Genomic DNA, 13,960 nt, shown 5'->3' on the forward strand with positions numbered 1-13,960 from the left:
ATGACCGGCTGCCCGAAATCGCGGATCACACTGGCCAGCCGCTTCGACAGCAACGGGTCCTGCACGGCCTGCCCCGCGGTCAGTCCTGACCGGCGGCCGGCTCGGCAGCCGGCGCAACCGGATCCGCCGACACCGCGGCTTCTGCCGCGTTGGCAACTTCGATCGACTCGGTTGTCGATTCAGCCACCGATTCATCCGCCTTCGCTTCGGCTTGCTTGTCGGCCTTCTTCACGGCCGGCTTCGCACGGCGCTCCATCACGGCGGCGAAGAAGCCGTCGGTGGCGTGACGATGCGGCCACAACGACAGGTAATCGCCGGTATCGAGCTCGATGCGCTGCTCGGCCAGCACCTTGTTGGCGGGCACCAGCACGAAATCGGGGTGCGCGGCCAGGAACTGCTCGACGATCGCTTCGTTTTCGGCTTCCAGCACGCTGCAGGTCGCGTAGACGAGCCGGCCGCCCGGCTTCACGAGCCGCGCGGCGCTGGCCAGAATCGAGCCCTGCTTGGGCGTCAGTTCGGCGATCGAGTCGCGCGTCTGGCGCCACTTCAGGTCCGGATTGCGGCGCAGCGTGCCGAGCCCGCTGCACGGCGCGTCCACCAGCACGCGGTCGATCTTGCCCGCCAGACGCTTGATCTTCGCGTCGTGCTCGCTGTCGATCAGCACCGGGTTCACGTTCGACAGCCCGCTGCGCGCAAGGCGCGGCTTGAGCTTGGCCAGACGCTTTTCGGAGATGTCGAACGCATACAGGCGGCCGGTCGAACGCATGGCCGCGCCGATCGCCAGCGTCTTGCCGCCCGCGCCCGCGCAGAAGTCGACGATCATCTCGCCACGGCGCGGCGCCATCAGCGAACACAGCAACTGGCTGCCCTCGTCCTGCACCTCGATCATGCCTTCCTGGAACAGCGCGAGCTTGGTCAGCGCCGGCTTGCCGTTCACGCGCACGCCGTACGGGGCGAACGGCGTCTCGCCGGCCTCGATCCCGTTGGCCTTGAGCGCGGCCACCACCTGCTCGCGCGTGGCCTTCTGGGCGTTGGCCCGCAGGTCGAGCGGGGCCGGATAGTTCACGGCGGCGGCGAACTTCGCCAGCGTGTCGGCATCGAAACGCTGCGCGAGCGCCTGGTAGATCCAGTCGGGCAGGTTGGTGCGCACGCGCAGCGGCAGGCTGGCCGGATCGATCTTCGCGACGTGATCGAGCCACGCCCATTCGGATTCCGAGACGTGCGCGCGCAGCGCCGAGCGGCCCGCCGTCTGCATCAGGCCGAGCAGCGTCAGGCGCCGCGTCGGGTTGCCCGTGCCGCTTTCGGCCAGATGCGAATATTCCATCTTCCGGCGCAGCACCGCGAACACCGCTTCGGCGATCACCCCGCGCTCGGCGTGGCCGAGCTTCGGATGCGCGCGGAAAAAGCGGCTCGTGGCGGCATCGGCCGGGCCGGTGAACTTCAGTACGTCGCCGAGCAGCAGCTCGGTCTGGCCAATCAGGAATCCATGCAGCTTCATACACCCTCACCCAAATCGTTGTAGTCGTTGACGTCGCCGTCGGCCAGCAGCCAGCGGCAAGCGCCCGGCGCCAGCACCGCGCGGCCCGCTTCGAGCCGCAGCCGGCCCTCGACGAACCAGCGCACGGCGCGCGGATAAAGCTGGTGCTCGGCGGCCAGCACGCGCTGCGCCAGCGCGTCGGGCGTATCGCCGTCGCGCACCGGCACCGCCGCCTGCGCGACGATCGCGCCGCTGTCCAGCTCGGGAATCACGAAATGCACCGTCGCGCCATGCAGGGCCACGCCGGCGGCCAGAGCGGCCTCATGTGTGCGGATGCCCTTGAAGCTGGGCAACAGCGACGGATGAACGTTCAGCATCCGGCCCTCGAAACGGGCGACGAAGGCCGGCGTCAGAATCCGCATGAACCCGGCCAGCACCACGAGATCGGGCGCGAAACGGTCGATCTCGGCCGCCAGCGCGGCGTCGAAGGCCTCGCGGCCGTCGTGGCCGCGATGATCGACCACCGCGGTCGGGACTCCGCGCGCGGCCGCAAATGACAAACCGGCCGCATCGGGCCGGTTTGCGATCACGGCGGCAACCTGGGCCGGCCAGCCGTCGCGCCTGCACGCTTCGACGATGGCCTCCATGTTGCTGCCGCGACCTGAAATCAGGATGACTATTTTCTTCATGCGCGGATTTTACCATCCGGGATCGCCGTTTCCGGCCCGACGGGGCGCCCATTGCCGCGAAGCGTTTATAATCTTGTGCTTTGCGGCATCCGCCCGCCCATTTCGTCCGCTGCCAACCCGCTATCGTGAAAGTGTTTCGCGGCCTGCCCAACGCCGAAAGTCGCGCCCCGTGCGCGCTGACGATCGGCAATTTCGACGGTGTCCATCGCGGCCATCAGGCCTTGCTCGCGCGCGTGCGCGCGGCGGCGGACGCACGCGGGCTGCCCGTGTGCGTGATGACGTTCGAACCGCACCCCCGCGAATTCTTCAACCCGGCCGGCGCGCCGCCGCGCATCGCGATGCTGCGCGACAAGCTCGAGGCGCTGCGCGAGAACGGCGTCGATCGCGTGGTGGTCGAGCACTTCAACCAGACGTTCGCGAACCAGTCGCCCGAGGCGTTCGTCGAGGACACCCTGGTGGGCGGCCTGCACACCCGCTGGATGATCGTCGGCGACGATTTCCGCTACGGCGCCAAGCGGGCCGGCAATTTCGCCTCGCTGAAGGAAGCCGGCACGCGCTACGGGTTCGACGTCGAGCAGATGGCCACGCTGGCCGCGCCGAACGGCGCGCGCATTTCCAGCTCGGGCGTGCGCGCCTCGCTGGCGGCCGGCGATCTCGATGCGGCCAAGAACGCGCTCGGCCACGGCTACGCGATCAGCGGCCATGTCACGCACGGCCTGAAGCTCGGCCGCGATCTCGGCTTCCCGACCCTGAACCTGTCGATCGCGCACAAGCGCCCGGCGCTGTCGGGCATCTTCGTGGTGACGGTGCACGGCCTCGCCGATCACCCGCTGCCCGCGGTGGCCAGCCTCGGCGTGCGCCCCACGGTGGTCGATGCGGGCCGCGTGCTGCTCGAAGTCCATATTCTCGACTGGCACGGCGACGCCTACGGCAAGCTCGTGCGCGTCGAATTCCTGAAGAAGCTGCGTGACGAGGCGAAATTCATCGACCTGGAAACGCTGACCCGCGCGATCGCGCAGGACGTCGTCGACACGCGCGCCTACTTCGCCGCGCATGGCGTCCCGCCCGGCGGCCGCGCAACCGGCTTCGCCATTTCGGCCACCGACCGAATTAGCTGATCCGGTTCGGGCGCCACCCGCGCCCGCCCCGCCGCCCCCGGTGCCCGTCCCCCGATTCACGACGCGCGAGCGTCCCCGAATAGAGATAGCGATTCCCGACATGAGCAACAAGAAAGCCGATTCGAAACCGCAGGCCAAATATCCGGTCAACCTGCTCGACACGCCGTTCCCGATGCGCGGCGACCTGCCCAAGCGCGAACCCCAATGGGTTCAGGACTGGGAAGACCGCAATGTCTACGAAACGATCCGCGCCGCCAGCGCCGGCCGTCCGAAGTTCATCATGCACGACGGCCCGCCCTATGCGAACGGCGACATCCACCTCGGCCACGCCGTCAACAAGATCCTGAAGGACATCGTCGTCAAGTCGCGCAACATGGCCGGCTTCGACGCGCCCTACGTGCCGGGCTGGGATTGCCACGGCATGCCGATCGAAATCCAGATCGAAAAGCAGTTCGGCAAATCGCTGCCGGCCGCCGAAGTGCAGAAAAAGGCGCGCGCCTACGCCACCGAGCAGATCGAGAAGCAGAAGCCCGGCTTCAAGCGGCTCGGCGTGCTCGGCGACTGGAAGAACCCGTACAAGACGATGAACTTCGCCAACGAAGCGGGCGAACTGCGCGCGCTCGGCAAGATCATGGAGAAGGGCTTCGTGTATCGCGGCCTGAAGCCGGTCAACTGGTGCTTCGATTGCGGCTCGGCGCTGGCCGAGGCGGAAGTCGAATACAAGGACCGCACCGATCCGACCATCGACGTGCTGTTCCCGTTCGCGGAGCCCGAGCTGACCGCGCAGGCGTTCGGCCTGGCCGCGCTGCCGCGCGCCGAAGGCGGCATCGTGATCTGGACCACCACGCCGTGGACCATGCCGGCCAACCAGGCGCTCAACGCGCACCCGGAAATCGTCTACGCGCTGGTCGACACGCCGCGCGGCCTGCTGATCCTGGCCGAAGAGCGCGTCGCGGCCTGCCTCGAAGCGTTCAAGCTGAGCGGCACGACGATCGCCACCGCGCCGGGCGCCAAGCTCGCCGGCCTGCGCTTCCATCACCCGCTGGCCGGCGCGCATCCGGGCTATCAGCGTACGGCGCCGATCTACCTCGGCGACTACGTCACGACCGACACCGGCACCGGCATCGTCCACTCGTCGCCCGCCTACGGCGTGGAAGATTTCATCTCATGCAAGGCCCACGGCCTGACCGACGCCGACATCATCAACCCGGTGATGGGCGACGGCCGCTATATCGAATCGCTGCCGCTGTTCGGCGGCCTGGCGATCTGGGATGCGAACCCGAAGGTGGTCGAGGCGCTCGAGGCCGCGGGCACGCTGCTGCGCAGCGAGAAGTACACGCACAGCTACATGCACTGCTGGCGCCACAAGACGCCGATCATCTACCGCGCCACCTCGCAATGGTTCGCCGGCATGGATACGCCCCCGAACGACGGCGGCCGCACGCTGCGCGAAGTCGCGCTGCAAGGCGTGGAAGACACCGCGTTCTACCCGTCGTGGGGCAAGCAGCGCCTCTACAGCATGATCGCGAACCGCCCGGACTGGACGCTGTCGCGTCAGCGCCAGTGGGGCGTGCCGATGGCGTTCTTCGTCCACAAGGAAACCGGCGACCTGCATCCGCGCACGCTGGAGCTGCTGGAAGAAGTGGCCAAGCGCGTGGAAGTGGGCGGCATCGAGGCCTGGCAGGCGCTCGACGCACGCGAACTGATCGGCGACGAAGCCAACCTCTATGAAAAGAACCGCGACACGCTCGACGTCTGGTTCGATTCGGGCACGACGCACTGGCACGTGCTGCGCGGCTCGCACAAGGATTCGCTGCAATTCCCGGCCGACCTCTACCTCGAAGGCTCGGATCAGCACCGCGGCTGGTTCCATTCGTCGCTGCTGACGGCGTCGATGATCGACGGCCGCGCGCCGTACAAGGGCCTGCTCACGCACGGCTTCACGGTCGACGGCGAAGGCCGCAAGATGAGCAAGTCGCTCGGCAACGGCATCGATCCGCATGAAGTGTCGAACCGCCTCGGCGCGGAAATCGTGCGCCTGTGGATCGCCTCGACCGATTACTCGGGCGAACTGGCGATCTCGGAAGAAATCCTCAAGCGCGTGACGGAAGGCTATCGCCGCATCCGCAACACGCTGCGCTTCCTGCTCGCGAACCTGTCCGATTTCGACTACGCGAAGGATGCGGTGCCGGCCACCGAGTGGCTCGAAATCGACCGCTATGCGATCGCCTTCTCCGCGCAGTTGCAAACCGAACTGCTCGGCTACTACGAGAAGTACGAGTTCCATCCGATCGTCGCCAAGCTGCAAACCTACTGCTCGGAAGACCTCGGCGGCTTCTACCTCGACGTGCTGAAGGACCGCCTCTACACCAGCGCGCCGGCGTCGCACGCCCGCCGCTCGGCGCAGACGGCGCTGTACCACATCACGCAGGGCCTGCTGCGCGTGCTCGCGCCGTTCCTCTCGTTCACGGCCGAGGAAGCCTGGAAGGTGTTCCAGCCGGCCAGCCAGACGATTTTCACGGAAACCTACTACGCTTACCCGGACATCGACGGCGCGGCGGCGCTGGTCGACAAGTGGACGCTGCTGCGCGCGGTGCGCGCGGACGTGACGAAGGCGCTCGAGGAAGCCCGCACGGCGAACCGGATCGGCTCGTCGCTGCAGGCCGAGGTGGAAATCCGCGCGAGCGGCGCACGTTACGACGCGCTCGCGAGCCTCGGCGACGACCTGAAGTTCGTGCTGATCACGTCGGCGGCCACGGTCGCGCAGGTCGAGGCGGAAGGCGACGAAGCCGTCAACGTGTCGGCCTCGTCGTACCAGAAGTGCGAGCGCTGCTGGCACTACCGCGAGGATGTCGGCGCGCATGCCGAGCACCCGACGCTGTGCGGCCGCTGCTTCTCCAACCTCTTTGAAAACGGCGAAACCCGGAGCGCTGCGTAATCATGGCAACGAAATCCTTGTCGAAATCCACCGGCGGCGCGCTCGCGCCCTGGCTCGGCATTTCGCTGATCGTCATCCTGTTCGATCAGCTCAGCAAGATCGCGGTGCTGAAGACCTTCAGCTATGGCTCGTTCCATACGCTGACGAGCTTCTTCGACCTGACGCTGATCTACAACCGCGGCGCGGCGTTCGGCTTCCTGTCGGCCGCCAGCGGCTGGCAGCGCTGGGCCTTCACGGCGCTCGGCATCGCCGCCACGCTGGTGATCTGCTATCTGCTGAAGCGCCATGGCCATCAGCGCCTGTTCAGCCTGTCGCTGGCGCTGATCCTCGGCGGTGCGCTCGGCAACGTGATCGACCGCCTGATGTACGGCCACGTGATCGACTTCCTCGATTTCCACGTCGGCCGCTGGCACTTTCCGGCGTTCAACCTGGCCGATTCGGCCATCACGATCGGCGCGATCCTGCTGATCTACGACGAACTGCGCCGCGTGCGCGGCACGCGTTGAGCGCCTGACGCAATGGCCGCGACAACGCGGTAAATTACGGGGCCGGGCCTTCGGGTGCCGGCCCGTTTCATTAGCGGAGGTCCCGTTGGAACATCAGGAACTCGCAGGAAAACATCTCGTTCTCGGCCTGACGGGCGGCATCGCCTGCTACAAGATCGCCGAGCTCACGCGCCTGCTGACCAAGGCCGGCGCGACCGTGCAGGTGGTAATGACCGAGGCCGCCGCCCAGTTCATCACGCCCGTCACGATGCAGGCGCTGTCGGGGCGGCCCGTCTACACGAGCCAGTGGGACGCGCGCGTCGACAACAACATGGCGCACATCGATCTGTCGCGCGAGGCCGACGCCATCGTGATCGCGCCCGCCTCCACCGATTTCCTCGCCAAGCTTGCGCACGGCTTCGCCGACGATCTGCTGTCGACGCTCTGCGTCGCGCGCGATTGCCCGCTGCTGGTGGTGCCGGCCATGAACCGTCAGATGTGGCAGAACCCGGCCACCCAGCGCAACGCGGCGCAACTGCGCGCCGACGGCGTGTCGGTGCTCGGCCCCGATTCGGGCGCGCAGGCCTGCGGCGAGATCGGCGACGGCCGCATGCTCGAACCGGAAGCGATCTACGAGGCGATCGTGTCGCACTTCCGGCCCAAGAAGCTCGCCCACAAGCGCGTGCTGATCACGGCCGGCCCGACGTTCGAGCCGCTCGATCCGGTGCGCGGGCTGACCAACCTGTCGAGCGGCAAGATGGGCTTCGCGCTCGCCCGCGCGGCCCAGCAGGCCGGTGCCGACGTGCACCTGATCGCCGGCCCCGTTCATCTGGCGACGCCGTGGGGTGTCTATCGCGAGGATGTGCAAACCGCGCAGCAGATGCACGATGCGGTCATGCATGCCGCCGCCGACGCCGACCTGTTCATCGCGGTGGCCGCCGTGGCCGACTGGCGCGTGGCGCAACCGGCCGAGCACAAGATCAAGAAGACCGCCGATCGCAAGATGCCGGTGCTCGAATTCGTCGAGAACCCCGATATCCTCGCGACCGTGGCGGCCCGGCCCGATGCGCCGTTCTGCGTCGGCTTCGCCGCCGAGAGCGGCGACCTCGACGTGCACGGCGAGGAAAAGCGACGCCGCAAGCAGGTGCCGCTCCTGATCGGCAATCTCGGCCCGCTGACGTTCGGCCGCGACGACAACGAAGTGGTGCTGTTCGAAGCGAGCGGCGCCACGCCTTTGCCGCGCGAGGCGAAAGCCACGCTGGCGCATACGCTGATCGACGAGATCGCCAGGCGCCTGCCCGATACCCGTCTGATCTGACGCTTCAGCGCCGGGCCGCCGCGCTTGCCGTGGTGGCCCGGCATTTTCTTTACCGACTCCTGCCCGCCATTCGCCGCATGAATCTCGACCTCAAAATCCTCGACGCGCGCATGCGCGAATATCTGCCGAACTACGCCACGCCGGGCAGCGCGGGCCTCGACCTGCGCGCCTGCCTCGATGCGCCCGTCGTGCTGAAGCCGGGCGACACCATTCTGGTGCCCACCGGCCTCGCGATCCACGTGGCGGACCCGGGCTACGCAGCGCTGATCCTGCCGCGCTCGGGCCTCGGCCACAAGCATGGCATCGTGCTCGGCAACCTGGTCGGCCTGATCGATTCGGATTACCAGGGGCAACTGATGGTGTCGACCTGGAACCGCGGCCAGACCGAATTCACGCTGAACCCGTTCGAGCGCCTCGCGCAGCTCGTGATCGTGCCGGTGGTGCAGGCTCGCTTCAACATCGTCGATGATTTCGCACAGAGCGAGCGCGGCGAAGGCGGCTTCGGCAGCACCGGCCGGCAATAAGGCCGGCCAACCCGGTCAGCGCACCCGGCGCAGTACGGCGTCCGGGTTCGCGTCGGCGACCTGACAGCCGCTGCGCGCCGCGATCACGAGGTCATGGCCGAGTTGACGCGCATCGAGCTCACACGGGCCGCCGGACCGATCGGCGCGCGAGAGCCGAGCCAGGTTCGGCTCGACTTCCTTGAGCCGCAGCAGCAAGCCGGTACGCCCACCTGGCGCGCGTGCGCTGCGATACGAATAGCTGACGCTGCCTTGCGAAATCGTCAGGTCGCGCCCGCCGGCGCTGCTGCGCCAGTGGCCATCCCAGGCGTGAGGGCCATGGCGTAACGGCGCACCGGCGTGCGCCACGCTCCAGGCCGGGCAGGCCAACAGCAACACGCCGAATGCGGCCGCTTCGAGGCGCCGCCACGCGGCACGGTGTACTGCGGATCGCGCCGCCCCGGTTTGATTGGTCATTGCGTGCGGACGGAATCCGCGCCCCATTTCTCTCGACTGCCGCGCCTCGCCGTTAGCGAGCGCGATCTGTTCTTGTGTGTGCGCCAAAACTGCCAGCCTCCCCTGCCCTCATCCGCACGCACGCACCGGCGCCGGACAAAATAAAACGGCGCGGGAAGCTCCCGCGCCGTTTGCTTCACGCGTTGCCGCGTGTCATTCCACTTCGACCGTTTCCTCGCTCGGCTTCGGCGGCTCCGCCGAATTGTCGAACGACAGTTGCACGACTTCCTTCTCGTCGACGTCGACCGTCACGCGGCCGCCGCTCACGAGCTTGCCGAACAGCAGTTCGTCGGCCAGCGCACGACGGATCGTGTCCTGAATCAGACGCTGCATCGGACGCGCACCCATCAGCGGATCGAAGCCGTTCTTCGCGAGATACTTGCGAAGCGCATCGGTGAACAACGCATCGACCTTCTTCTCGTGCAGTTGATCTTCCAACTGGATCAGGAACTTGTCGACCACGCGCATGATGATTTCCTCATCGAGCGAGCGGAAGCTGATCGTCGAGTCGAGACGGTTGCGGAATTCCGGCGTGAACAGGCGCTTGATCTCGCCCATTTCGTCGCCGACTTCGCGCCGCGTCGTGAAGCCGATCGTGCCCTTCTGCATCGACTCGGCACCCGCATTGGTCGTCATGATGATGATGACGTTGCGGAAATCCGCCTTGCGACCGTTGTTGTCGGTCAGCGTGCCGTGGTCCATCACCTGCAGCAGCACGTTGAAGATGTCCGGATGCGCCTTCTCGATTTCGTCGAGCAGCAGCACGCAATGCGGCTTCTTCGTGACGGCTTCGGTCAGCAAACCACCCTGGTCGAACCCGACATAGCCCGGCGGCGCGCCGATCAGCCGGCTGACCGCATGACGCTCCATGTATTCCGACATGTCGAAACGGATCAGCTCGATGCCGAGCGTGAACGCGAGCTGCCGCGCCACTTCGGTCTTGCCGACGCCGGTCGGACCGGAGAACAAGAACGAGCCGATCGGCTTGTCGAGCTTGCCGAGGCCGGCCCGTGCCATCTTGATCGCGGCGGCGAGCGCGTCGATCGCCGGATCCTGGCCGAACACGACGCTCTTCAGGTCACGATCGAGCGTTTGCAGCTTGCTGCGATCGTCCTGCGACACGCTTTGCGGCGGGACGCGGGCGATCTTCGAGATGATTTCCTCGATCTCCGACTTGCCGATCGTCTTCTTCTGCTTCGACTTCGGCAGGATGCGCTGCGCTGCGCCGGCTTCGTCGATCACGTCGATCGCCTTGTCGGGCAGATGGCGATCGGTGATGAAGCGTGCCGACAGTTCAGCGGCGGCCGACAGCGCACTCGACGAATACTTGACGCCGTGGTGCTCCTCGAAGCGCGACTTGAGCCCGCGAAGGATCGCGACGGTCTGCTCGACCGACGGCTCGTTGACGTCGACTTTCTGGAAACGCCGCGACAGCGCCGCATCCTTTTCGAAGATGCCGCGGTATTCCGTGAAGGTGGTCGCGCCCATGCACTTCAGGTTGCCCGACGACAACGCCGGCTTCAGCAGGTTCGACGCATCGAGCGTGCCGCCCGACGCGGCGCCCGCGCCGATCAGCGTGTGGATCTCGTCGATGAACAGGATCGCGTGCGGACGCTCCTTGAGCTCCTTGAGCACCGTCTTCAGACGCTGTTCGAAGTCGCCACGATATTTCGTGCCTGCCAGCAACGCGCCCATGTCGAGCGAGAACACCTGCGCGTTCGCGAGGATGTCCGGCACTTCGCCACGCGTGATGCGCCAGGCCAGGCCCTCGGCGATCGCGGTCTTGCCGACGCCGGCCTCGCCGACCAGCAGCGGGTTGTTCTTGCGGCGACGGCACAGCACCTGCACCACGCGCTCGACCTCGGTCTCGCGACCGATGAGCGGATCGATGCGACCGTCCTTCGCCAATTGGTTGAGATTCTGCGTGAACTGCGCGAGCGGGGTTTCCTTCTGCGCGTTCGGATCTTCCGACTCGGGCGTGCCTTCGCCAGCCTTTGCCGCATCGCCGGCGTTGCCGGTTTTCGCGATACCGTGCGAAATGAAATTCACGACGTCGAGACGCGTCACGCCCTGCTGTTGCAGGTAGTAGACCGCGTGCGAATCCTTCTCGCCGAAGATCGCCACCAGCACGTTCGCGCCGGTCACTTCCTTCTTGCCGTTCGAGGTGGATTGCACATGCATGATCGCGCGCTGGATCACGCGCTGGAAACCGAGCGTCGGCTGGGTGTCGACGTCCTCGGTGCCCGGCACGGTAGGCGTGTTGTCATGGATGAAGTTGCGCAGGTTCTGGCGCAGGTCTTCGATGTTCGCCGCGCACGCTCGCAACACCTCGGCTGCGGTCGGGTTGTCGAGCAACGCGAGCAACAGGTGTTCGACCGTAATGAATTCATGCCGCGCCTGACGCGCTTCCATGAACGCCATGTGCAGGCTGACTTCCAATTCCTGGGCAATCATGCTTCCTCCATCACGCACTGCAGCGGATGCCCTGCCTGCCGCGCATGGGTAACGACTTGCTCAACTTTGGTCGACGCGATGTCTCGCGTATAGACCCCACATACCCCCCGCCCCTCGCGATGAACCTTGAGCATGATCTGCATCGCGGTCTCGCGATCCCTCTTGAAGTACTCCTGAACCACCATCACGACGAATTCCATCGGGGTGAAATCGTCGTTCAGCAGCACCACCTTGTACATCGAAGGCGGCTTCAGTTTCTGCTCATTGCGTTCCAGGACGGTGTTGTCCTGCTTGTCCGGGATAATCGCCATACACCCATTCTAAACAACTCGGACAGGCCCGCAATCCTGTCATAAACCAGCCTTGCGGCCGGCGCCGTTCTGCATGCATGCTCAACAGCTCAAACGCTGCGCACGCTACGAAAACCGGCTCGCGGCGCCGGCCTCCGATCGTGGCCGCGACGCCGGAAATGCTCCGTGTCGCAACGCGTGGATCGAGTATCCCATATTCCCGGAAAGCTCGACGGGCTGTCGTCCGGTTCTGGTATATGGGCCGATTATGGGGCTTTTCAAGCACCTTCGCTTGGCACCCGTATGACACTGCAAAGCGGGATAAACCCTGAAGATGGGTTCTTTACAACGACCCCCAAACCGCCGACAAATTCCCCTTGACACTCAAATAAAGAGCGCCAACAATCAAGCTGGCACTTTTTTCAATCCGTCTTATTCGACGATAAAAAAAGGCCGAGGTGAGCTTGTGAGGGGGGAACGGCTGTATTTTCCGGTCGTTTAGCTTTTCGAGCGTGCTCGTGGTAACGACTGAGTGACAGGGGAAGTAGGCATGGCAACTGGTATCGTCAAATGGTTCAACGACGCGAAAGGCTTCGGTTTCATTACGCCCGATGAAGGCGGCGAAGATCTGTTTGCACATTTCTCGGCTATCACCATGGCGGGTTTCAAGACCCTCAAGGAAGGCCAGAAAGTGAGCTTTGATGTGGTTCAAGGCCCGAAGGGCAAGCAAGCTTCGAATATTCAGGCAGCCTGAGCGCAGTACTGAATTCGACAAAAACCCGGCTCCAAGCCGGGTTTTTTTTGCTCTGTCGTTCCCGCGCCTGCGCTCACACCACGCGCAGCGTGCCCATCATGCCGAGATCCTCGTGCTCGAGGATATGGCAATGGAACATGCGATCACCGGCCTCGTGCTGGACGGTCGCGATGCGCACCGTCTCGCCCTTGCGCACGTTGACCGTATCGCGCCAGGCCCGATACGGCTCCGCCGTGCGCCGGCCGCGATAATCGCGCTCCAGCACCTGGAACTGCGTGCCGTGCAGATGAAACGGGTGATCCATGTCGGTAGTGTTCGCGATCGACCACAGTTCGACGTCGCCGCGGCGGCTCGTCAGCGTGGCGCGATGCGGCGCGAATACCTGGCCGTTCACCATGAAGCGCATCCCGGCCGGCCGCTGCCCCGGCGCCGAACCCATCATCGCGTCCATGTCCATCGCCTCGCCGAACGTGACCGTCTTGCGCGCCACCGGCCGGCCAAGCGGCGGCACCGCACGCAGCATGCCCGGCACGGCGCGCGCGGCGGCCGGCACGAAGCCCACGTCGGCCAGCGGCAGCGGCGGATCGGCCGGAAGGGACGCATCGTCGTCGTCCGACATGGCCATTGCCATCTTGCTGCGGTCGTAGCTGTCGGCGCGCAGCACGGCCTGCCCGGCGTGATCGCCGGCGCGCACCAGCAGCTCGGCGCGCTCGCCCGGCGCCAGCACCAGCGACGTCATGCGATGCGGTTGCTCGAGCAGGCCGCCGTCGGTGCCGACCTGCTCGAAGCTGCGGCCGTCGTCGAACGCGAGGTTCAGGTAGCGCGCGCTGCAGGCGTTCCACACGCGCCAGCGCTCGTCCTGCGCGACCTCGATGCGCGGCCGGCGTGCGCCGTTCAGCAGCGCGAACTGGCCTTCGCGGCCGTTCATCCAGTCCATCATGTCGTCGGGCACGATCGTGCCGTCGCGCGCCAGCTTCAGATCTGAAACAAATAGATGCCGCTCCGGCCAGCCGGCCAGCGGATCGTCGGCCGCGCGCACCACGATGGGGCCGGCGAGGCCGCGAAACACCTGCTCGGCCGTGAAATTGTGCGGATGCGGGTGATACCAGTAGGTGCCCGCGCTGCCTTTCGGCAACGTGAACCGATAGGTGCGCGAGGCACCCGGCTCGATCAGCGCAAGCGGGTTGCCGTCCTGATCGGGTGGCACCGGCAGGCCGTGCCAATGCATCGTGGTCGGCTGCGGCAAGCGGTTGACCACGCGGATCTCCACCGCATCGCCTTCCTGCAGCGCGATCAGCGGGCCGGCGACGGCGCCTTCGGCGGCATCGCCGTAGAGCCACATCGGCGTGGGTTGCGCGCCGGGCAGCAATTGGCGCGCAACCGGCTGCGCCACCAGCGTGGCCTGGAACCGGCCCGGCGTG

The 13,960-nt window shown here is 66.1% G+C and carries 12 protein-coding genes; 6 read left to right on the forward strand and 6 right to left on the reverse strand.

All coding sequences use genetic code 11. The features are described 5' to 3' along the window. Positions 1 to 79: 79 nt before the first annotated feature. Together ACYP33_RS27645 and purN are read right to left on the reverse strand one after the other, a co-directional pair. A complete protein-coding gene (locus ACYP33_RS27645; RefSeq protein WP_459624634.1) occupies positions 80 to 1,498 on the reverse strand; it encodes an RsmB/NOP family class I SAM-dependent RNA methyltransferase in 1,419 nt (472 codons plus the stop codon). After that, the gene (purN, locus tag ACYP33_RS27650; RefSeq protein ID WP_414451164.1) at positions 1,495 to 2,166 is read right to left on the reverse strand and encodes a phosphoribosylglycinamide formyltransferase; all 672 of its coding nucleotides are present in this window, start codon (positions 2,164 to 2,166) and stop codon (positions 1,495 to 1,497) included. Before purN ends, ACYP33_RS27645 begins: the two co-directional genes overlap by 4 nt. Before the next feature lie 125 nt (positions 2,167 to 2,291). Here purN and ACYP33_RS27655 point away from each other — a divergent pair, with 125 nt between their 5' ends. The 5 genes from ACYP33_RS27655 to dut all read left to right on the forward strand — a co-directional run bounded on the left by ACYP33_RS27655 (position 2,292) and on the right by dut (position 8,549). Next, positions 2,292 to 3,284 carry a bifunctional riboflavin kinase/FAD synthetase gene (locus ACYP33_RS27655; RefSeq protein WP_414442880.1) on the forward strand — a complete coding sequence of 331 codons (993 nt, stop codon included), beginning with the start codon at positions 2,292 to 2,294 and terminating at the stop codon, positions 3,282 to 3,284. A gap of 100 nt (positions 3,285 to 3,384) precedes the next feature. After that, on the forward strand, positions 3,385 to 6,222 hold the full coding sequence (gene ileS / locus ACYP33_RS27660) for an isoleucine--tRNA ligase (protein ID WP_459624635.1): 2,838 nt from the start codon (positions 3,385 to 3,387) through the stop codon (positions 6,220 to 6,222). Positions 6,223 to 6,224: 2 nt separating this feature from the next. Continuing rightward, positions 6,225 to 6,728 (forward strand): signal peptidase II, encoded by a 504-nt coding sequence (gene lspA, locus ACYP33_RS27665; protein WP_414442882.1) that lies wholly within the window; start codon positions 6,225 to 6,227, stop codon positions 6,726 to 6,728. Positions 6,729 to 6,813: 85 nt separating this feature from the next. Then, positions 6,814 to 8,025, forward strand: a complete 1,212-nt coding sequence (gene coaBC, locus ACYP33_RS27670; RefSeq protein WP_414451161.1) for a bifunctional phosphopantothenoylcysteine decarboxylase/phosphopantothenate--cysteine ligase CoaBC — start codon at positions 6,814 to 6,816, stop codon at positions 8,023 to 8,025. Positions 8,026 to 8,102: 77 nt separating this feature from the next. Beyond that, complete coding sequence (dut, locus tag ACYP33_RS27675) at positions 8,103 to 8,549, forward strand: dUTP diphosphatase (RefSeq protein ID WP_459624636.1); 447 nt, start codon at positions 8,103 to 8,105, stop codon at positions 8,547 to 8,549. 15 nt (positions 8,550 to 8,564) lie between these two features. On the opposite strand, the gene ACYP33_RS27680 is transcribed toward dut, so the two are convergent. From ACYP33_RS27680 to clpS, 3 genes are all read right to left on the reverse strand, one after another. Beyond that, positions 8,565 to 9,002 (reverse strand): hypothetical protein, encoded by a 438-nt coding sequence (locus tag ACYP33_RS27680; protein WP_459624637.1) that lies wholly within the window; start codon positions 9,000 to 9,002, stop codon positions 8,565 to 8,567. A gap of 192 nt (positions 9,003 to 9,194) precedes the next feature. Then, positions 9,195 to 11,495 (reverse strand): ATP-dependent Clp protease ATP-binding subunit ClpA, encoded by a 2,301-nt coding sequence (gene clpA, locus ACYP33_RS27685; protein ID WP_414442886.1) that lies wholly within the window; start codon positions 11,493 to 11,495, stop codon positions 9,195 to 9,197. Beyond that, complete coding sequence (clpS, locus tag ACYP33_RS27690) at positions 11,492 to 11,806, reverse strand: ATP-dependent Clp protease adapter ClpS (protein WP_414442887.1); 315 nt, start codon at positions 11,804 to 11,806, stop codon at positions 11,492 to 11,494. The genes clpA and clpS overlap by 4 nt, the downstream gene beginning before the upstream one ends. Positions 11,807 to 12,335: 529 nt before the next feature. On the opposite strand from clpS, the gene ACYP33_RS27695 reads away from it, so the two are divergent. Then, the gene (locus ACYP33_RS27695; protein WP_206130780.1) at positions 12,336 to 12,539 is read left to right on the forward strand and encodes a cold-shock protein; all 204 of its coding nucleotides are present in this window, start codon (positions 12,336 to 12,338) and stop codon (positions 12,537 to 12,539) included. A gap of 73 nt (positions 12,540 to 12,612) precedes the next feature. On the opposite strand, the gene ACYP33_RS27700 is transcribed toward ACYP33_RS27695, so the two are convergent. Continuing rightward, positions 12,613 to 13,960, reverse strand: a 1,348-nt coding sequence (locus ACYP33_RS27700) for a multicopper oxidase family protein (protein ID WP_459624638.1), incomplete at its 5' end; no start/stop codon positions are given.

This window comes from Burkholderia sp. 3C, from assembly GCF_054589155.1.

Coding starts and splice junctions, on each gene's coding strand:
- clpA (WP_414442886.1), bottom strand. CDS start 11,495: ATGATTGCCCAGGAATTGGAAGTCAGCCTGCACATGGCGTTCATGGAA.
- clpS (WP_414442887.1), bottom strand. CDS start 11,806: ATGGCGATTATCCCGGACAAGCAGGACAACACCGTCCTGGAACGCAAT.
- purN (WP_414451164.1), bottom strand. CDS start 2,166: ATGAAGAAAATAGTCATCCTGATTTCAGGTCGCGGCAGCAACATGGAG.
- ileS (WP_459624635.1), top strand. CDS start 3,385: ATGAGCAACAAGAAAGCCGATTCGAAACCGCAGGCCAAATATCCGGTC.
- lspA (WP_414442882.1), top strand. CDS start 6,225: ATGGCAACGAAATCCTTGTCGAAATCCACCGGCGGCGCGCTCGCGCCC.
- ACYP33_RS27680 (WP_459624637.1), bottom strand. CDS start 9,002: ATGACCAATCAAACCGGGGCGGCGCGATCCGCAGTACACCGTGCCGCG.
- dut (WP_459624636.1), top strand. CDS start 8,103: ATGAATCTCGACCTCAAAATCCTCGACGCGCGCATGCGCGAATATCTG.
- ACYP33_RS27695 (WP_206130780.1), top strand. CDS start 12,336: ATGGCAACTGGTATCGTCAAATGGTTCAACGACGCGAAAGGCTTCGGT.
- ACYP33_RS27645 (WP_459624634.1), bottom strand. CDS start 1,498: ATGAAGCTGCATGGATTCCTGATTGGCCAGACCGAGCTGCTGCTCGGC.